At 65.2% G+C, this 19,040-nt stretch carries 15 protein-coding genes; 8 read left to right on the top strand and 7 right to left on the bottom strand.

Features of this window, described 5'->3' with window-relative positions:
* Nucleotides 1-60: 60 nt before the first annotated feature.
* Complete coding sequence (locus BBH56_RS03105) at nt 61-1,554, bottom strand: alkaline phosphatase (protein ID WP_148121896.1); 1,494 nt, start codon at nt 1,552-1,554, stop codon at nt 61-63.
* A gap of 185 nt (nt 1,555-1,739) precedes the next feature.
* Between BBH56_RS03105 and BBH56_RS03100 the strand changes: the two genes are divergently transcribed.
* The 7 genes from BBH56_RS03100 to BBH56_RS03075 are packed head-to-tail and all read left to right on the top strand — an operon-like array spanning nt 1,740 to nt 10,627.
* Nucleotides 1,740-3,629: a putative bifunctional diguanylate cyclase/phosphodiesterase gene (locus BBH56_RS03100; RefSeq protein ID WP_198515247.1), complete on the top strand. Its 1,890-nt coding sequence runs from the start codon at nt 1,740-1,742 to the stop codon at nt 3,627-3,629.
* A complete protein-coding gene (locus BBH56_RS09635) occupies nt 3,626-4,276 on the top strand; it encodes a DUF3047 domain-containing protein (protein WP_198515246.1) in 651 nt (216 codons plus the stop codon). Before BBH56_RS03100 ends, BBH56_RS09635 begins: the two co-directional genes overlap by 4 nt.
* Before the next feature lie 3 nt (nt 4,277-4,279).
* Nucleotides 4,280-5,710: a dihydrolipoyl dehydrogenase family protein gene (locus BBH56_RS03095; protein WP_159309028.1), complete on the top strand. Its 1,431-nt coding sequence runs from the start codon at nt 4,280-4,282 to the stop codon at nt 5,708-5,710.
* Nucleotides 5,707-6,384, top strand: coding sequence for a TVP38/TMEM64 family protein (locus BBH56_RS03090; protein ID WP_235012803.1), 678 nt, complete (start codon nt 5,707-5,709; stop codon nt 6,382-6,384). Before BBH56_RS03095 ends, BBH56_RS03090 begins: the two co-directional genes overlap by 4 nt.
* A 15-nt stretch (nt 6,385-6,399) precedes the next feature.
* The gene (locus BBH56_RS03085; RefSeq protein ID WP_148121893.1) at nt 6,400-7,638 is read left to right on the top strand and encodes a bifunctional alpha/beta hydrolase/OsmC family protein; all 1,239 of its coding nucleotides are present in this window, start codon (nt 6,400-6,402) and stop codon (nt 7,636-7,638) included.
* Nucleotides 7,639-7,642: 4 nt separating this feature from the next.
* Nucleotides 7,643-9,538: a sensor domain-containing diguanylate cyclase gene (locus BBH56_RS03080; protein WP_148121892.1), complete on the top strand. Its 1,896-nt coding sequence runs from the start codon at nt 7,643-7,645 to the stop codon at nt 9,536-9,538.
* A 9-nt stretch (nt 9,539-9,547) separates the two neighbouring features.
* Complete coding sequence (locus tag BBH56_RS03075; RefSeq protein ID WP_157809063.1) at nt 9,548-10,627, top strand: diguanylate cyclase domain-containing protein; 1,080 nt, start codon at nt 9,548-9,550, stop codon at nt 10,625-10,627.
* 3 nt (nt 10,628-10,630) lie between these two features.
* Here BBH56_RS03075 and BBH56_RS03070 read toward each other — a convergent pair whose 3' ends face one another.
* From BBH56_RS03070 to BBH56_RS03045, 6 genes are all read right to left on the bottom strand, one after another.
* The gene (locus BBH56_RS03070; RefSeq protein WP_148121890.1) at nt 10,631-11,704 is read right to left on the bottom strand and encodes an ABC transporter ATP-binding protein; all 1,074 of its coding nucleotides are present in this window, start codon (nt 11,702-11,704) and stop codon (nt 10,631-10,633) included.
* A 5-nt stretch (nt 11,705-11,709) separates the two neighbouring features.
* Nucleotides 11,710-12,831 carry an ABC transporter ATP-binding protein gene (locus BBH56_RS03065; RefSeq protein WP_110883345.1) on the bottom strand — a complete coding sequence of 374 codons (1,122 nt, stop codon included), beginning with the start codon at nt 12,829-12,831 and terminating at the stop codon, nt 11,710-11,712.
* 4 nt (nt 12,832-12,835) lie between these two features.
* Nucleotides 12,836-13,678 carry a carbohydrate ABC transporter permease gene (locus BBH56_RS03060; protein WP_110883346.1) on the bottom strand — a complete coding sequence of 281 codons (843 nt, stop codon included), beginning with the start codon at nt 13,676-13,678 and terminating at the stop codon, nt 12,836-12,838.
* Nucleotides 13,675-14,541, bottom strand: a complete 867-nt coding sequence (locus BBH56_RS03055; protein WP_144347555.1) for a carbohydrate ABC transporter permease — start codon at nt 14,539-14,541, stop codon at nt 13,675-13,677. The genes BBH56_RS03060 and BBH56_RS03055 overlap by 4 nt, the downstream gene beginning before the upstream one ends.
* An 86-nt stretch (nt 14,542-14,627) precedes the next feature.
* Nucleotides 14,628-16,169 carry an ABC transporter substrate-binding protein gene (locus tag BBH56_RS03050; RefSeq protein WP_148121889.1) on the bottom strand — a complete coding sequence of 514 codons (1,542 nt, stop codon included), beginning with the start codon at nt 16,167-16,169 and terminating at the stop codon, nt 14,628-14,630.
* 42 nt (nt 16,170-16,211) lie between these two features.
* A complete protein-coding gene (locus BBH56_RS03045) occupies nt 16,212-16,967 on the bottom strand; it encodes an SDR family NAD(P)-dependent oxidoreductase (protein WP_148121888.1) in 756 nt (251 codons plus the stop codon).
* 263 nt (nt 16,968-17,230) lie between these two features.
* Here BBH56_RS03045 and BBH56_RS03040 point away from each other — a divergent pair, with 263 nt between their 5' ends.
* Complete coding sequence (locus tag BBH56_RS03040) at nt 17,231-19,036, top strand: sigma-54-dependent Fis family transcriptional regulator (RefSeq protein ID WP_198515245.1); 1,806 nt, start codon at nt 17,231-17,233, stop codon at nt 19,034-19,036.
* The last annotated feature ends 4 nt before the right edge of the window (nt 19,037-19,040 follow it).

Below are 19,040 nucleotides of genomic sequence, written 5' to 3'. Positions count from 1 at the left end.
AGGGCCAGAATGGCGGAGGGGGACGCAGCCGTCCCCCTCCGCATCCTCCTGGTCGCCGCGTCACTCAGCGGTGAACGCGTGGTGCATCACGTGGAAGATGTAGTTCTGCTCGAGGGTGCCCTCAAACAGGTGGGCGAAAGGCCCCTTGGCGTAGACGGCGACGTCCTCGGCCGAGTGGCTTTCCGACGACCTCGGCACCAACGCCTGCTGGACGTAGTCGATGTCCTGCGCTTCCTCGTTGGTCACCACCGGACGCGAACCGAAGTACTCGCCACCGGGCTGCTCGAGCAGGACCGAGCTGGAGCCATTGGTGTACATACCAACGGTGTAGGGCTTGCCATCCGCACCAAGCAGCGGCTCATCCGTGTGCTCGACACCCTGGTTGTTGATCCCCATGCACAGGCCAAGAATATCCGAGCCGCGCCCGCAGTAGCCGTTCAGCGCGAAGGAATGCTCATGGTCGGCGGTGACGATGAGCAGCGTATCCTCATCGTTGGTCATCTCGTCGACCATCTCGATGGTGCGGACGAACTCGGCGCCGTCGGTCACGGTTCGGGCCAAGTTGTTGCCATGGTGGGCGTGGTCGACACGGCCCGCCTCGACCTGCATGAAGAAGCCGTCATCACCGGCCTTCGCCTGCAAATTGCGGAGCGCGATCTCGGTCATTTCCGAAAGCGATGGCTCGTCGCCGCGATCGGCTTCGTAGGACATGTGGCTGTCCTCGAAGATGCCGAGGATCGGCGTGGAACCGTCTGTTGGCAGCTGACCAGCCGTATCGGTGTTCCAGGCGTAGGCAACGCCATTTTCCTGAGCCTCCGCGATGAGATTGCGGCCATCCTCGCGGTTGCCCGAATCGCCCTCGTTATCGGTCATGTCGCCGGTGATGAAGTTGCGACGACCGCCGCCCATCGCGACGTCGACACGGCCCTCGTACATCGCGTCGACCAGCTGCTCGGCGATGGTCTTCTGGGTATCGCAACCCTCGGGCAGGGTCGCGGCGAAATTACGGTCGACACTGTGGGCATAGGCGGCACCCGGCGTCGCGTGGGTGATGCGTGCGGTCGAGACGATGCCGACTTCCTTGCCCATCTCGGTGAAGACCTCGGAAGCATTGGCCACCTCGTTACCCGGGAGGGTCGAGCAATCGCCGCGGTCGACGTTGGCATTAACGCCCAGAACACCGATGTCAGTCTTCACGCCGCTCATCATGGCGGTGCCGGTGCCCGCCGAATCGGGCGTCTGCGAGTTGACGTTGTAGGTCTTGACCAGGCCCAGGGACGGAAAGGTTTCGTGATGCATCACATGGTCGTCGCCGAAACCGCCGGCCTTCTGGCCCATGAACATGCGCGTCGCGTAGTTGGTGCCGACGCCGTTGCCATCAGCGATCAGAATCACGACGTTCTTGGCGGTGTTGGTATTGGGGGCCTTGGCCAGTTCGGCCTGCAGGCGCTCCTGCCCGGCGGTGAACCAGTCACTGTTGGCCTGCGGTAGATCCTGGGCCATCGCAGCGGTCCCGATGAAACCGGCGGCGATGGCAAGCATTGAACGTTTCATATGGCCTCCTGAATAACTTGAGCACTTGAACCTACCCGCGCCGGATTACAACGCCTTTACAGCGAACCCGCGATTCTGGTTCTCCGATGCTTGGGCGTTACACTGGCGTAACAGCCACAAGGGAAATCCATGCCGGCACGACAAGCCTCACCAACACGTCGCGAACCCCGGCTGCCGGCCACGCCATGATTGTCCCGGCGCTACCGGCTGCCGTGCTCGGCCTGGTCACCTTTGCCGCCGTCGCCCTGATCTATCATCACCACCTGCGCGACCGGCTCCATAGCGATAACAAGCGCTCGATTGCGCTGGGCGCCATGCTGGGTGCAGGCACTGTCCTGCTGATGGTCCAACCGGTGGAAGTCCGGCCCGGCGTGCTGATCGATGCCCGCATCCTGCTAATGGGATTCGCCGGGTTGCTGGGCGGCTGGCGGGGTGCCGGCGCGGCGCTGGTCGTGACACTGCCCGCGCGGATCATGCTCGGTGGCACCGGCATGTTCGTGGGTATGGCGACCCTCACGCTCGCCGCACTCGTCGGACTGATCTGGCGGGTCATCGAGTCGCGGATCGACCTGCGGCCACCGTGGAATTATTTTGGCTTTGGCGCATTCCTGTCACTGGCGCTTGTGACGATCCTCCTGTTCCCGGCCGAAGCCCGCGCCGACGCGCTGGCGACCGTCCCGGCGCTGATCGGGGTCAACCTCGTCGGGGCCGCTCTGGCGCGCTGGATGGAGGTGGGCGTCGGCCAGTCCATCCAGCAGAAGGAGCGCCTCAGGCGCCTGTCCATGACCGACACGCTGACCGGCGTCGGCAGCCGCCTCAGCCTGACCGAGGCCGTCGAGGCCCGCCTCGCCAACGCGCAGCAGAGCGGCCAGTCGTTCGCCCTCATTTCGATGGACATCGACAATCTGAAAAACATCAACGGCACGCTCGGCTATGCCGCGGGGGATGCCGTACTGCGCTCGCTGGCGCGGCGCCTGTCATCGGCCACCCGGCCGTCCGAGGTCATGGCCCGTGTGGCCGGGGACGAATTCGTGATCGTGCTGCCGCCGGCCGGCCGGGCCGATGTCATGTCCCGGGCGGATGAGTTGCTCAAGGCGGCCAGGGAACCCCACGGCATCGACTCCTACGTGGTGTTGACCACGGTGAGTGCCGGCGTGGTGTGGGCGCCCGGCGATGGGGTGACGCCGCGGGAGCTGATCCAGAACGCGGAGATCGCCGTGGAGTCGGCCAAGCATCAGGGGCGCAATCAGGCAATCAGCTTCGATACGCAGATGCGCGACATCTTCAGCCGCCGGGCTGGACTGACCCAGGCCCTGCACCGCGAGCTTGATACGCCCACCGGCCTCTCGCTCGCCTACCAGCCCCAGTGCCGGCTCAGCGATGGCCGCCTGTGGGGGGCCGAGGTGCTGTTGCGCTGGGACCACCCCGAGTTCGGCCGCATCAGCCCCGGTGAATTCGTCCCCGTCGCCGAGGCCGCCGGACTGGTGCGCAAGCTCGATGGCTGGGTGTTTGACCAGGCGGCGGCGCAGCTCGCCGCCTGGCAGCGTCAGGGCCACGATCTGAAGCTCTCGGTCAATCTCTCGGTCCTCAGCCTGATGATGGAGGGCACGGCCCGGGAGATCCTCGACCGGCTCGCAGCCCATGACGCCGATCCGTCCATGATGACCGTGGAGATCACCGAGTCCGAGGCGCTCGAGGACTCGGAAACGGGCCTCGAGAACCTGCAGATTCTGGATGCCGCGGGCATCTCGCTGGCCCTGGACGACTTTGGCACCGGCCACTCATCGCTGCGGTATGTGCAGAACCTGCCGCTCAGCACCCTGAAGATCGATAAGAGTTTCATCGGCGCGATCGACGGCGACGCCGCGAAGGCGCGCGCCATCCTGCGCGCCACGCTTGAGCTGGCGCGCCAGCTCGACCTGACGGTGGTGGCCGAGGGGGTCGAGACCCAGTCGCAGTTCGACTGGCTGCGTGACCGCCGCTGCCAGGTGGCGCAGGGATTCCTGCTGGCCCGGCCGATGATCGCCAGCGACTTCCAGACCGACTGGCTGGAACAACGCCTCGAGGCGACATGAGCGGCGTCATCCGTTGCATCGCACTCGCCTTGGGCGCTGTCATCGCGCAGACCACGGATGCCGACATGCGCCTGACGCCCGAGGCCATCATTGACTGGCAGGCGCATTCGTTCGCCGGCGAAACCGACTATGCGCTGACAGAAACCCGTCATGGCACAGCGGTGCGGGCGGTCTGCGAAAACGGTACGGCCTCGGGCCTTGTCTACACGGACGGCGTCGACCTGAGTGAAACCCCGGTCATTGAGTGGCGCTGGCGGGTGGTTGATGCGGTGGAAACCGGCGATCCGCGCCGCAAGTCCGGCGACGACTATGCCGCCCGACTCTACGCCGTCGACGAACATGCCATCCTTCGCTGGCGGACCCGCGCCATCAACTATGTCAGCAGCACCCGCGCCCGGCCCGACGCACAGTGGCCCAACGCCTTCGCCGGCCAGGCGCAGATGGTGGTCGTCGACTCACTCGATGGCTCGCGCACCGGCGAGGACGGCTGGCGCGTCCACCGCCGCAACCTTCGCGAGGATTTCCAACAGCTGCATGGTCGTTCCGTCAAGCGTATTAATGCACTGGCACTGATGACCGACTGTGATAACACTGGAAACCGCGCGGAAGCGCTTTACGGCACCATCCGACTACTACCGGAGTCATGAATCATGCGTAACGCCCACGATCTGGTGATCATCGGCGGCGGCGTCGGTGGACTGGTCACCGCCAGCGTCGCCGGCCAACTGGGGCTGGATGTGGTGCTGATCGAGCGCGAACCCGCACTCGGCGGTGACTGCCTGCACGCGGGCTGCGTGCCCAGCAAGGCCCTGATCCGCAGCGCCTCCATCGCCCACGCCGTGCGTCACGCGGAGGCGTTCGGCATCAAGGCGACAGCGTCATCCACCGATCTGAGCGCGGTCATGGATCGGGTGCGCAGCGTCATCGACCGCATCCAGCAACATGACGACCCGGCGCGCTTCCGCGGTTACGGGGTCGATGTGCGCTTCGGTGAGGCGGCCTTTCGCGATCGGCAGACCGTCGTCGTCAAGGGCCAGGCGGTCCGCGGCCGTCGATTCGTGATCGCCACCGGCTCGAGCCCCGCGATTCCTCCCATCCCCGGGCTGGAGACAATCGACTACCTGACCCATCACAATGTGTTTGATGTCCGTGATCTGCCCCAACGTCTCGCCGTGATCGGCGGCGGGCCCATCGGCACCGAACTCGCGCAGGCCTTCGCCCGACTCGGCAGCCGGGTGACCCTGATCGAGGCCGGTCCCCGTATCCTGCCCCGTGACGAGCCGGCGCTTGCCGATAAGCTGGGCGCCCACCTGCGCGACGAGGGGGCCGACCTGCGTCTGGAAACCAACGTGACCGGGGCGCGGCGGGATCAGGACGGCGGCGCGCTGCTCGACCTCGTGGCCGATACCGGGCCCGAGACACTGGCTTTTGATCGGGTGCTCGTGGCCACCGGGCGACGCGCGAATACCGCGTCCCTCAACCCTGAGGCGGCGGGCCTCGCGATCAACGCCGATGGCACCCTCGAAGTGGATCGACGCCTGCGGACGCGCCAGCGACACATCTACGCCATCGGCGACTGCGCCGGGCCCTACCCGTTCACCCATATGGCCGAGTACCAGGCCGGGATCATCATCAGCAACGCGATCTTTCGGCTGCCACGAAAGGTCGATTACACCGCTGTGCCGTGGGTGACCTATACCGACCCGGCGCTCGCTCAGGTCGGGATGACCCGGGCCGCGGCCGATGCCGCGGGCCTGCGCTACGAGCGCGCCTGTTTTGCCTTGGCCGATGTCGATCGCGCCATCGCCGATGGTGAATCCACCGGTGAACTGCAGCTGCTGATCCATCGCGGGCGGATCATCGGCGCCAGCCTGCTCGCTCCCCACGCCGGCGAGATCATCCACGAGCTGGGCCTCGCCATTGCCGAGAAGGTGCCGCTGCGGCGTCTCGCCGGGATGGTGCATGCCTATCCCACGCTGGCCCAGATCATCAAACGCGCGGCGGGCGCTTACTACGCCCCGTCATTGTTTTCGCCGCGCACCCGGCGGGCGGTGCGATGGATTCACCGGGTGCTGCCATGACCCGGCGCTGGCTTCTGGTGGGTGCGGTCGTCGCGGCTATCGCCATCGGGCTGAGCGTCCGCGACCAGATCAGTCGCGAGGCCATTGCGGCCTGGGTCAATGGAATGGGGCCCTGGGCGGGCCTCGGTTTTGTCGCCGCCTATGCGCTGGGGACCGTCGCGTTTCTGCCGGGCCTGGTTTTTACCATCAGTGGCGGCGCGCTGTTCGGGCCGCTCTGGGGCACGCTCTACAGCCTGATGGGTGCCACTGTCGGGGCAACCCTCGCCTTTGCGGCCGCCCGTCACGGCCTGGGGCCTGCCATCGAGCGGCGCAGCGGCGCCCGGCTCAACCGCCTGCAGGCCGGGATTGATCGGGAGGGCTGGCGTTTTGTGGCGCTCATGCGGCTGGTGCCGCTGGTCCCCTTCAACCTCCTCAACTATATGCTCGGGCTGACCCGCATCAGGCTGCGCGTCTATGTTTTGACCTCAATGGTCGCGATGGCCCCCGGCGCGCTGGCCTATGTATGGATCGGGCATGCCGGCCGCCAGGCACTGATTGGGGGTGGCAATGTCGTGCAGGCAGCGCTGATCGCCATCGCGCTGGTCGCGGGACTGGCCTTCGTTCCCCGCCTGGTGCGCAGCCTGCGGGGCGGCCTGCCCGACGTTGATGATCCACCATCGAATGATTCGCACTGACCGGGAGCATCACTGATGAGCACACAGAAAGTCACCTTCACCGGCCATGACGGTACCCGCCTGAACGCCCGGCTCGACTGGCCGGATGGACCGGTGCGGGCGGTGGCGCTGTTCGCGCACTGCTTTACCTGCTCCAAGGACATCCCCGCCGCGCGACGCATCGCCGGTCGCCTCGCCGCCCAGGGCATCGCGGTACTGCGCTTTGATTTCACCGGCCTCGGCCACTCCGACGGGGAGTTCGAGAACACCAACTTCACCTCCAATGTCGACGACCTGCGCTATGCCGCCGACTACCTCCGCGAGGCGGTGGGTGTCCCGCAGCTGCTCATCGGCCATTCACTGGGCGGCGCCGCCGTGATCAAGGCCGCTCCACAGATCGAAGGCGTACGCGCGGTGGTCACCATTGGCGCGCCGGCCGATCCCAGCCATGTCTCCAGACTTTTCGCCGAGCAGCTCGAGACCATCCGCGAGACCGGCGAAGCCGAAGTCGACCTGGCGGGGCGCGCGTTCACCATCCGGCGGCAGTTTCTCGATGACATCACCGAGGCGAAGATCGACGATGCGCTCAAGCATCTGGACGCGGCCCTGCTGGTACTGCACTCCCCCCGTGACACCACGGTGGGCATCCGCAATGCCGCGGAGATCTTCCAGGGCGCGATGCATCCGAAAAGCTTCATCACACTGGATCATGCCGACCATCTGATCACCGACGCCAACGACGCGGAATACGCCGCCGATGTCATCGGGGCCTGGGCCGTCCGCTATCTGTCACTGACCGAGGAGCGCCCGCCTGCCGGAGCGCCCGAGGGAGTGACGCGTGTTTCGGAGGTCAGTACGAAGGGCTTTCGCCAGTCCATCAGTGTCTCCGGCAAGCATCTGCTGACCGCCGACGAGCCCACCAACCTGGGTGGCACCGATCGCGGTCCCTCGCCCTATCAGCTGGTGGCCGCCGGCCTTGGCGCCTGCACCAGCATGACCCTGCGGATGTATGCCCGGCGCAAGAACCTGCCACTCACGCATGTCTACACGGATGTCACCCACGACAAATCCCATCGCACCGACTGCGAACACTGCAGCGAGAGCGGCTCACGCGTCGACGTGTTCCATCGGCGCATCCACCTGACTGGCGACCTCAGCGACGAACAGCGTCAGCGATTACTTGAAATCGCCGATAAATGCCCCGTTCATCAAACGCTCGAATCAGATATCGTAGTGGAGACAGCATTGATGGACCGGCAGGGAGAGCCTGACTGAGCGCATGGACCAATCGCGACTGATCCTCAAGGATGCGGCGGATGAGCTGCCCAGCCCCAATGGGGTGGCGCTGGCGATCATGCAGCTGTGGAATACCGACACGCCGACGATCACTCAGATCGCCAGGCTGGTCGAGACCGATCCCGCTCTCAGTGGGCGCCTGCTGCGCCTGGCCAATGCGGCCTCCAGGGCCGGGCGCCCGGTGGTCTCCATCCGCGAGGCCGTCGCCCGCCTGGGGCTCGAGACGGTCAAACAGGTGGCGGTGGCCTTTTCCCTGGTCGACCCCGAGCAGGAGCGACAGTGCGAAGCCTTTGACTATGCGGGCTTCGCCTCGCACTCGCTGCTGGTGGCGATGCTCGCCCGCCAGCTCGCCAGTCAATCCAACACCGCACCTCCCGAGGATCTGTTCGCCTGCGCGTTGCTGGCGCGCGTCGGCTGCCTGGCGCTCGCAACGGTCTATCCGCAGGAATACACACAGATCCTGACCGGCTCAAGCCCGAGCCTAGTTGCCGAGGAGCGCCACCGCTTCGGCTTTGATCACAACGACCTGTCCTACGAGCTGATGCGTGATTACGGCGTGCCCGAGCCGCTGGCCCGGCCCGCCGTGCACCACGAGTCACTGGATCGAGTCGACGACGTCGCTGACGGCCGGCGGTTTCGGATTGCCGCACTGCTTCATATCGCCTACCGACTGGCCAATCAGGGGTTTCAGACCCGTGATGCCGAACTCGATGACGAGACGCTTGATCGCGTGACGGCGCTGGCACATGACGCCCTGGATATGGATGACCAGAGACTCCGCGCCCGGTTCGCCGACGCCATCAACGAATGGCTCAACTGGTCGCAGGTATTCAGCCTGCCCGAATCGCACCCGGTCGGGCCTGATTCCGCCCCCGAGACACCGGCCGCCGATCGCCAGGACGACCCCCATGGGGATGGGCGCAAACGGGCACTGGTCCTGCAGACGCCCTCGGATCCGCCACTGACCGAACCGCTGGAGGCAGCGGGGTTCGGCACCTGTCACCGCGATGATCAGGAGCAGATGCTGCGTACCGCCGTTGAACACCAGCCCGATCTGCTGGTGATCGACCAGGCGGCGATTACCGGATCCGCGGAGAGACTGCTGCGCCTGATCCGCTCCACCGAATGGGGACGCGCCGTTTATATCGTGCTGATCGGCGATCATCTTGGTGAGCCGGCACAGGCGCCGTTTTATGCAGCCGGCATCGATATGTACCTCGAAAAGGAAATGGCCGCTGAGTCTCTGGCAGACCGGCTGGCCCCGGCGCACCGGCTGGCCGAGCTTAAGTCGCTCTGGCTCTCAGACCGGCGTGATCTGCGGCGCACGGCGAACCAGCTGGTGATCAGCCGCCGCAAGTTCGAGACCCTGTCCATGACCGATACGCTGACCGGTCTGCCCAATCGCCGCGCCGGAATGGCCGAGCTGGAGCGGGCCTGGGCGCAGTGGTCCCGCGGTGGCCCGGCGGTAGGGATCATTGCCCTCGATCTTGACCATTTCAAGCGCATCAACGACTACCATGGCCACGCCGCCGGCGACCGCCTGCTCGCTGAAGTCGCGAGCGTCTGGTCGGGCGTCACCCGTCAGGGCGAAACGCTCTGCCGCTCCGGGGGCGAGGAGTTCCTGGTGATCACCACCGGTATCGACCTCGCCGCCATGAAGCGCATCGCCGTCCGCCTGCAACAGGCGACCCGGGAGATCGCCGTGCCCTGGCGGGACTCGGTCATTGGCATCAGTGTCAGCATGGGCCTCGCCCACAGCAGCGACGCCACTGATCAGGAAGCGCTGCTCAATCGCGCCGACAAGGCGCTGTATGCCGCCAAGGAAGGCGGTCGCAACCGCATCTGCTTTCGTGATAACGACACCTACCTGACAGTTTGAGAGCACGCCTTGGAACCGAAAGCCCAGACCAGTGAGCGGCTCAGTGAGGGATTGCGACTCAGTATGGAGATCGTCAACGATCTCCTGAGCGCGCGTCCCGACGAACTTGACGCCGCCATCCACGATGCACTGGGGCGACTCGGCCGGTTTACCGACTCCGACCGCACCTACATCTTCCGCATTCGTGACGGTCACGCGCTGGATAACACCCACGAGTGGTGCGCGGCGGGCGTCGATCCGGTCATTCATATGCTCCAGGACCTGCCCGTCGACATTGCAGAGGACTGGTGGTCGGCTTTTGATGAACACGGGGTGGTGGAGATCCCTGACGTCGACGCCCTGCCCGATCGCCGTCCCGAAAAGGCCACGCTGCAGGCCCAGGGCATCCGGTCACTGCTGGCGGTGCCCATGGTCATGAATGGCGAGGTGGCGGGGTTCATGGGCTACGACTCGGTGCATTCCCATCGCCATTTCCTGACCGGCGAGATTGATCTGATCCGCAATGTCGCCAATGTAGTCGCGTTCACCCTCGATAAACGCGACCTCGACCGGCAGGCGCGCCGCGCCCTGTACGACCCGGTCACCCAGATGCCCAACCGCCACAGCCTGCACATGACCATGGCGCGGACCACCGGACCGGGACGCGGCAACAACGGCTATCAGCCCCCACATGTCGCCCTCATCTTCATTGATCTGAACCACTTCAAGGAGATCAATGACAGCCACGGGCATCCCGTGGGCGACCGCGTACTGTCACGGCTCGGCGAGCGCATCAACAGCCTCCAGCGCCCCGATGATGCAGGCTACCGTTACGGTGGCGACGAGTTTGTCGTCATCACCCGCGACCTCGACAGCGATGCGGACACGGCACGTGAGGAGGCCGGCATTATCGCCAACCGGCTGATTGAGGGCATCAGCCAGCCCATGACGGTGAGCAGCGGCCACCGGCAACTGACCTTTCGGGTCGGCGCCAGTGCCGGGATCGTCGTCACCCCCAGCGAGGACAGGGACTGGGATGCGCTCGTGCGCCGCGCCGATCTGGCCATGTACAAGGCCAAGGAGGCCGGTCAGGCCTACGGGTTCGGCTGACTCTCAACGGCTCTCCACCAGACGCCCATCACAGAACACCCGCAGGTGGCGATCCATCACGCGCAGCTCGATGTCATCGCCGACCGTCCCACGCCAGTCGTCGAGCCGCGCCCGAAACCGGGTGCCGCCGCTGTCCAGCTCGAGGACCTGATCCAGCCCCTCGAACCAGACCCGCTCCACGCGGGCCCTCACGCGATGCCCTTCGCCACCGAGGTTGACATGCTCGGGGCGGAAGGCGATTTTCAGATCATCACTGCCCGCCATGGCCGGCGTCATCGGTACCTGCAGGTGACCATCCAGCACGCCCAGCGCATCGGCTCGCCTCACCGCGGGGAGGAAGTTCATCGCCGGCGAACCGATGAAGTAGCCGACATGCTCGGTGCGCGGATTATCAAACAGGGTCTGCGGATCGCCCTGCTGCACGATCTCGCCATGGTTCATCACAATGATGCTGCGCGCGAAGGTCAGCGCCTCGTTCTGGTCGTGGGTGACCAGGACCATGGTGATGTTGAAGGCCTGATTGACGGCCTTGAGCTTGCGGCGCAGCTCGAACTTAAGCTGCGGATCGATGACCGTGAGCGGCTCATCGAGCAGCAATGCACTGACATCGTCACGCACCAGCCCCCGCCCCAACGAGACGAGCTGCTTCTGATCGGCGGTGAGCGCCACCGCCGGGCGGTTGAGCACATGCTCCAGCCCCAGCAGCTCAGCCACATCGCTCACCCGCCGATCAATCTCCGCGCGTTGACGACGCCGGCAGACCAGTGGAAACGCCAGGTTCTGGCGCACCGTCATGGACCGATAGATGACCGGCACCTGAAAGACCTGTGCGATGTTGCGGGCCGCTGTGCCGCGCCGGGTGACATCCTCACCGTCGAACAGCACCCGGCCGTGGCTGGGCTGGATCAGGCCGGAGATGATGTTGAGCATGGTGCTCTTGCCGCAGCCCGAGGGGCCAAGCAGCGCGTAGGTCTCGCCATTGCGCCAGGTCATATCGAGCGGTTTGAGTGCGTACTCCGGCGACGCCGCCGCCGGGTCGTAGGAATGCGCAAGGGATTCGAGGTGAATATCCGCCATGGGTGTTACTGCCTTGAGTCCGCGCGCCGACCGGGGTGCGCGACATGCACGCGCCGGCCATTGCGATCGAATACGAATACCGTCGAGAGGCGCGGCCGGATGTGGATCTGACTGCCCACCGGGTGATTGACCACCGCCCGCTCGTGCAGCACCAGATGACAACCGGCCATGTCCAGATGGGTGACAGTCTCCGAGCCGCTGACCTCGGTGAGCGTCACCACCGCCGGGCGGCCTTCGGGCGCCAGCGCCAGATCGCTGGCGCGCAGGCCCAGATAGTACTGTCCCGGGGACAGCCCCTGATCCCCCAGCAGCCCGAGGCGTTCGACACCGAACAGGGTTTCGAGGGAGAACCAGCCCAGGCTTTCCACCTCCGCGGCGTCGCTATCCAGGGTCATTGATAGGATATTGACCGGTGGGTCGTTGACGACCCGCGCGGCGCCCACGCTTGCCGGCGCGTCAAAGACGGCGCGGGGCGGGCCCTCCTGGACGACCCGCCCCTCTTCCATGACCAGCAGCCGGGCGCTCATCTGCAGCGCCTCGGACGGCTCGGTACTGGCATAGATCACGATGGTCGAGCGTCGCCCCTCGAGCAGCTCGACCAGATCCTCACGCATCTGCTCGCGCAGCTTGTAGTCAAGGTTGACCAGCGGCTCGTCGAGCAACAGCACCGGGGCATCCTTGGTCAGCGCCCGGGCGATGGCGACCCGCTGCTGCTGCCCGCCGGACAGCGCACCCGGACGGCGGTCCGCCATGGCCGCAAGCCCCACCCGCTCGATGGTCTGCCAGGCCCGCTCACGCGCGGGCGCGGCGGCGACACCGGCACGACGCAGCGGGAACGCCACGTTGTCGAGCACCGATAGATGCGGGTAGTTGATGAACTGCTGATAGACCATGGCCACCGGGCGGCGCCAGGGGGCCAGACCGTCCCAGCGCCTCCCGCCATGCTCGATGTGCCCCGCATCCAGCGTCTCGAGACCGGCAATGGCCCGTATCAGGCTGGTCTTGCCGGCCCCCGTGCGCCCCAGCAGGGTGTAGAGCGCGCCCGGTTCAAGATGCAGCGAGATGTCATCCAGCCAGGTCTCGTCCCTGACGCTTAAGTTGATGTTCTGCAACGTCAATGCCGACATGGGACTACCTCACAGCACCGGCCAGGCCGCCCCGCGAGAGGAAACGCTCGACCACGAAGGCCAAGAGGATCAGCGGAGCGACGGAGATGAGAGCGGACGCCGACAGCGACCACCACGGCGTGACCGACGAGTTGAGCGCGACGATCGCCACCGGCAGCAGCTGGGTGTCGGTGAACGTGAGCGTGAAGGCGAAAAAGAAGTCATTCCAGCCAAAGATCAGGCAGAACATGCCGGCGACGATCAGCCCCGGTACGGAATTGGGCAGGATCACCCGATAGAACGTCGTCAGCGGCGTACAGCCGTCCAGCCATGCCATCTCATCGAGCTGGCGCGGCACGTTGTTGAAAAAATCCACCATCACCCAGACCGCGATGGGCAGCAGCAGCGCGATGTACACCAGAATCAGCCCGGCCAGCGTATCCAGCAGGCCCAGCTGGCGCAGCAGCAGAAAGAACGGAATCGCCAGGACGATCGGCGGCATGATCCGCTGCGAGATGAAAAAGAAGGTGATATCGGCATTGCGGATGAAGCCGGCCCGGAAGGTGAACCGCGACAGGCCGTAGGCGGCGAGCGTGCCCAGGACAATGCTGATCAATGACGCCGAACCGGTGACGATGATGCTGTTCAGATACGGTCCGCTGATATCCGTGCCGCCCGAGCCGCCAAACAGCGACTGCCAGCCCTGCAGGCTCGGCTTGTACTGCAGCCAGGGGATCCAGGTCGCGCCGCCGGTCACGCCGTTGGCGGTCTTGAACGAGGTCGTCACCGCCCAGAGAAACGGGAACAGGACAAAACACGACCACAACAGGATCGCGAGGTACTTGATCGCCAGATAGAGGGTTTTCATGTTCGATCCTTCACGAAGAGCCTCACGAGCACCTTGGCGATGATCGTCAGGCTGATGATCATGATCACCAGATAGGTCACTGACAGCGCCGACGCGTATCCCAGCTGGAAGTCGCGCAACCCGCGGATGTAGATGTAGTAGGTGGAGGTCTCGGTCGCGGTGCCCGGCCCGCCCGAGGTCATGACATACACCGACTCCATGATCTTCGAGGCCTCGATCAGCCGGATCAGGATGGCTGCGATGGAAATGCCCGCCATGGCCGGGAAGGTCACGGCAAAAAATGTCCGGATCGGGCCTGCACCATCGATCCTGGCCGCCAGATACGGCTCGCGCGGCAACGACACCAAACCCGCCAGCAACAGCAGGAACATGAACGGCGTCCACTGCCAGATCTCGACCATCATCACGCTGGCAAATGCCAGCGCCGGCTCGGACAGCCAGGGCACGCCCTGCAGCCCCAGCGCCTGGAGCAGGCCATTGAGCGGACCGATGCTTTCATGGAACACGGTGCGCCAGATCACCGACATGACCACTGGCGTTGTCATCATCGGCACCAGAAACAGCACCCGGAAAAACCGCCGTGCCTTCAGATCGCCCCAGACCAGCAGGGCCAGGCCAAAACCGAGGACGTACTGGATCAGCACCGTCCCCACCGCCATGACCATCAGGCGTCCCAGCGCACCCCAGTAGCGCGCGTCCTCGAGCAGCCGGCCATAGTTGCCACCGGCGATCCAGTCCAGCTCGGGCTGGAAGACGTCCCAGCTGGAAAAACTGACCCGGATGGTGAACAGCAGCGGAAAGATGATGATCGCCACCAGCACCAGCAGACCGGGCAGGAGAAAAAGATGTTTCTGTCGGTACATGGGCCCCCGCTCCGCACGTCGAAACCGTCATCGACTCGGTCAGAAGGGGCGGCCCGACCGCGCCGGACCGCCCCTGGAATGACGAGCTAGCGCGCGTCCTCGATCTCGACCACGTTGGCGTAGGCCTCGCGGACACGGTCCTTGCCGATCCGATCGACAATCCGCGACCACTCCTCGGCAACCCCATCCAGCGCCGCCTGCGGCGTCGCCTGACCGGCGACCGCCTCGGCCACACCGGCCGCGAGTGAGGTCATGAACTGGCCGACACCCGGGACACGCAGGTCGAAGACCCGATTGTCGTAGCTGTCGATGCGCTCGAGCGTTTCCACATACTGCTCGGCCATGTCCCGATCCCAGCCCAGATCGTCCGCCCAGAAGTCGGCGTCGAAGTGATCGGCGCGGTAGGGATTGACGCCGAATCGCCCGATCTGCAGATCGTGACGGGTATTGGCCTCATTGGAGAAAAAGCACAGATAGTCGAACGCCATGTCCTTGTTCTCACTCGACTGCGCCACGGCGCTGGTCCAGCCCCAGGTGATGTAGGCCGCGCGGTTGGGTTCCTCGAAGGTGTCCCACTCGCCGGTCTCACGGTTCCATACCTCGCGGGCTCCCGGCAGCATCTGGGTACGGACATCGTTACGGATGGGGCTGTCGGCCTGCTGCGCCTGGATGAGTGCGTCATCCCAGCTGTAGCTCATCAGCGTCTCGCCACCGCCGAACGAGAAGATCTCGTCACCCAGGCCAAAGTTGGTGCCGCCCGGGGGGAATGACTCCTGCGCCTCGACAAACAGCTCAAGCCCGCGGACCCAGCCCGGGTTGTTGATGAGCGGTTCCATGGTCTCGAGATCAAAGAAGAACCCGCCGCCGACATCGGGATGCTTGGCGTACGGCGCCGCACGGCTGATGAACGCCGAGAACATCAGATCGTCACGCTTGACCACCTCGGCCGAGCCATAATTGGGATCGCCGTCGCCATCCCAGTCCCAGCCGGTGAACACGCGCGCGACTTCGTTGTACTCCTCCCAGGTCTCGGGCACGGTCAGCTCACGGCCGGTCTCCTCGAGAAACCGCGCCTGCATGTCCGGATCACTGAAGATATCCTCGCGATATTTCAGGTAATGGCGGTCACCATCCATGATGTACTGCTTCATCTCACCGCCCCACATCCCCACATCGCGAGTGGTGTCGGTGAGGCCCTGCATGCCCGCCGTGGACTGGTACTCCTCGGGCACATTGGCCAGATAGGGGTTGTAGTCACCCAGCCAGAGCGAGGCGTAGAACAGCACGTCATAGGCGTCCTGCCCGGTCTGGAACGGGATCATGATGCGCTGGAACAGGTCCCCGAACGGCACATGCACCACTTCGACGTCGGCGCCGGTCAGCTCCGAGAACTGCTCGGCGTGGAGTTTGGTGGGCTCACCGATGACCGGAATCGCATGGGTGATCACGGTCAATTCGCGACCGCTGTAGTCCTTGGCATCAATGGACTCGTAGCTGCACATCCCGGGGACGTCCTGCTCGATGCCGAACCGGGTGTAGTCCTCGGCCGACGCCATGCCGGCCGCAAGCCCCAGTGCCGACGCCGCGGTCAGGACCTTGGCTGAACGCAACAGTTTTTCACTGTGCATGATTCTCTCCTCTTTTCTCTCTTTTTTTAGACTGCTCCGCGATCAGAGCATGACTTCGCCACCGTTGGGCGAGATGCAGGTGCCGTGGAAAAAGCTGCCGTCATCCGAGGCGAGCAGCAGCGCCGAGGGCGCGATCTCCTCGACCTCGCCGAACCGGCCGATCGGAATCGCCGCTTTCAGGCCGTCGAGGACCTCCTGCGCGAGCGGTGTCAGCAGGTCGGTGTGGGTGACCCCGGGGGCGACCGCATTGACCCGCACGCCGGTGTCGGCGCACTCCAGCGCCAGCGCCCGGGTGAAGGTCATGTTCGCGCCCTTGGCCGAGCAGTAATGGGTCAGGGCCGGGGCGCCCTTGTAGGCAAGCTGCGAGGTCACGTTGATGATCCGCCCCTCGCCGCGGGGCTTCATGTCGCGATACACCGCCTGGGTCATGAAGTAGGTGCCCTTCACATGCACCGACCACATGCGGTCGAAGCTCGCCTCGCTGATGTCCTCAAACGGCTCGGTGATGTTGTGACCGGCGTTATTGACCAGGATGTCGATCTGGCCCAGCGCGTTCTTGGCATCGGCATAGAATGCCTGCACGTTGGCGGGCTGGCTGACATCACACTCGGCGGAGTAGACCCGACGCCCCATCGCCTCGATCTCGCGGGCGGTCTCGCTGGCGCGCTCCGCATCGTTGTAATGGCAGAACGCCACATCCGCACCATGCTCGGCGAAAAGCGTGGCGATGCCCTTGCCGATGCCCCGTGAGCCACCGGTGATCAAGGCGCGTTTGCCCGCTAGTTTCTGTGCACTCATTGTCGATCTCCTCCTGTTTTTGTCGCGATCGCCATCATCAATACAGGAGCCTGAGATGCAATTGCAAGTACCTGATTATAAACGTTTTTTGTGTCCAAAAACTGAACACTCCAAAGCGACTGTCCAATCTCTGGACACTCCTGTGCGTTCCGGTCGCGATGACTTGATCGCCCCCGTAAAGCGGGGTAATTTCAAAGTCGTTACGCCAGAACCCCATGGCCTTTGCGTTCACTAAAAATCGGGGTCGGCGCGAGGAGGACAATATGGCTATCCAGTCGCGGGAGATCTCGAGGGCCCGGCAATCCCTCGAGCGGCGGGGGCGTGTCTCCACCGCGTCGCTGCCGCCGGATATCGCCGAGAGCTGGCAGCGTTGCGTTGACCTTGGACTCGATCCCCTCGGCCCGGCCCGCCTCGCGGATCTTGATGCCGACGCACTGCGCGATGCCTGCGAATCCCACGACGACCTCATCCGCTTTGCGCGGCCCGAGATCGAGCTGCTCTACGACCAGATCGCCGGGTCCAACTTCATGATCGCGCTGGGCAGCTCAGATGGTCTGATTCTGCAGACACTGGTGGACCATCAGTTCGCCGATAATGCCGCCGCCCATACGGTGGTGCCCGGATCGGACTGGACCGAGGTGGTGCGCGGCACCAACGCCCTCGGTATCGCGCTCAAGACCGGCCGGCCCGCGCACGTCTATGGGGAGGAACACTACCTGCGTGCCAACGCCGGGGTCTCGTGCATCTGCACGCCGATCTTTGACGGGCGCGGCGCCATCGCCGGGCTGCTTGACGCCTCCACCACGGCCGCCCACCGCCAGGAGCACACCGCCGCGCTGCTGCAGATGTCCGCCGGCAATATTGAAAACTGCCTGATCCGCTCGCGTTGCGAGGATCAACTGATCCTGCTGTTCCACCCCCGCCCGGAATATCTGGACACCCTGAGCGTCGGGGTACTGGTGCTGGACCGGGACTACCGCATCGTCGCGTTCAATCGCCGCGGCGGTATTTTTCTGGCTGGGCTGAGCGATCTGATCGGCCGCTCATTTTCAGCGGTCTTCGAGGAACCCCTCGAGAGTCTGGCGAGCCGCCTGGGCCGCGGCGAGACGGTCCGGGTGCGCGACCGCTTCGGCTCCGCCGCCTCGATGCGCTGCCTGTCAAACCGCGCCAGTTTCGCCCTGTCCGCCCGGGCGGTCCCCGTGGCCACCCGGCCTGTCACCGCTGACGGCGCCGCGCAGGCGGCGACCCCCGCACTAATCCTCGAGGACCCGGTCCTCGCCGAGCGCCTCACGGGATTGCCCCAGGCCGCTCACCGTGGCCTCTGCATCAGCATTGACGGCGAGACCGGCACCGGCAAGACCGCCCTCGCCGGCTTCATCCACGCCAGCACCGGCCGTCAGGGCGCCTGGCACTGCCTGCGCCCCGGCGACTCGCCCGAGGCGATCACCCCCGCGATGCTCGAAGGCGGCACCCTGTGCATCGACGCCCCCGGCGAATTCGATCCCACCACCCAGGCCGCCCTGCTGCGACTGGTCGAGCGGCTGCAGGACAACGATGTGCTGCTCATCAGTACCGGACTGGAGGGCCCCGCCCAGGAAGCCAGCCAGGGACGACTGCGCACCGATCTGGCCTATCGGCTGGCGGGCTTTCGCGTCGCCGTGCCGCCACTGCGCGAGCGCGATGACCTGGATGAACTGATCGAACACTGCCTGGCGGAGATCCAGCCCGATCTGCGCCTTACGGCCGCCGCCCTTAAAGCGCTGCACGGGCATCACTGGCCGGGCAATCTGCACGAACTCAGATCCCAGCTGCAGCATGCCAGCGTGCGCACGGCGGGATTCGAGCTGAGCGTCGAGGACTTCCCCGATCTTGCCACCACCGCCGGTTCGCCGGTCTCCGCCGGCCGGATCGGTGAGGCGTTGCTGCAGCTCACCGACAATGGCTTGAAGTGGCGGGATGTCCACGGCCAGACCATCGCCCTCATGGTCGAACAGTGCGAGGGCAACGTCGCGGATGCGGCCCGGCGTCTGGGCCTGTCCCGCACCACCGTCTACAAATACCTGCAATAGCCAC

The sequence above is a fragment of the Spiribacter roseus genome, assembly GCF_002813635.1.
In the GTDB taxonomy this organism is placed as follows: Bacteria; Pseudomonadota; Gammaproteobacteria; order Nitrococcales; family Nitrococcaceae; genus Spiribacter; species Spiribacter roseus.
The sequence above is the reverse complement of the archived record's forward strand: the minus strand, read 5'-3'. Positions and strand labels throughout refer to the sequence as shown.

Coding starts and splice junctions, on each gene's coding strand:
- BBH56_RS03045 (WP_148121888.1), bottom strand. CDS start 16,967: ATGAGTGCACAGAAACTAGCGGGCAAACGCGCCTTGATCACCGGTGGC.
- BBH56_RS09635 (WP_198515246.1), top strand. CDS start 3,626: ATGAGCGGCGTCATCCGTTGCATCGCACTCGCCTTGGGCGCTGTCATC.
- BBH56_RS03095 (WP_159309028.1), top strand. CDS start 4,280: ATGCGTAACGCCCACGATCTGGTGATCATCGGCGGCGGCGTCGGTGGA.
- BBH56_RS03070 (WP_148121890.1), bottom strand. CDS start 11,704: ATGGCGGATATTCACCTCGAATCCCTTGCGCATTCCTACGACCCGGCG.
- BBH56_RS03105 (WP_148121896.1), bottom strand. CDS start 1,554: ATGAAACGTTCAATGCTTGCCATCGCCGCCGGTTTCATCGGGACCGCT.
- BBH56_RS03060 (WP_110883346.1), bottom strand. CDS start 13,678: ATGAAAACCCTCTATCTGGCGATCAAGTACCTCGCGATCCTGTTGTGG.
- BBH56_RS03065 (WP_110883345.1), bottom strand. CDS start 12,831: ATGTCGGCATTGACGTTGCAGAACATCAACTTAAGCGTCAGGGACGAG.
- BBH56_RS03090 (WP_235012803.1), top strand. CDS start 5,707: ATGACCCGGCGCTGGCTTCTGGTGGGTGCGGTCGTCGCGGCTATCGCC.
- BBH56_RS03050 (WP_148121889.1), bottom strand. CDS start 16,169: ATGCACAGTGAAAAACTGTTGCGTTCAGCCAAGGTCCTGACCGCGGCG.
- BBH56_RS03080 (WP_148121892.1), top strand. CDS start 7,643: ATGGACCAATCGCGACTGATCCTCAAGGATGCGGCGGATGAGCTGCCC.
- BBH56_RS03085 (WP_148121893.1), top strand. CDS start 6,400: ATGAGCACACAGAAAGTCACCTTCACCGGCCATGACGGTACCCGCCTG.
- BBH56_RS03100 (WP_198515247.1), top strand. CDS start 1,740: ATGATTGTCCCGGCGCTACCGGCTGCCGTGCTCGGCCTGGTCACCTTT.
- BBH56_RS03040 (WP_198515245.1), top strand. CDS start 17,231: ATGGCTATCCAGTCGCGGGAGATCTCGAGGGCCCGGCAATCCCTCGAG.
- BBH56_RS03055 (WP_144347555.1), bottom strand. CDS start 14,541: ATGTACCGACAGAAACATCTTTTTCTCCTGCCCGGTCTGCTGGTGCTG.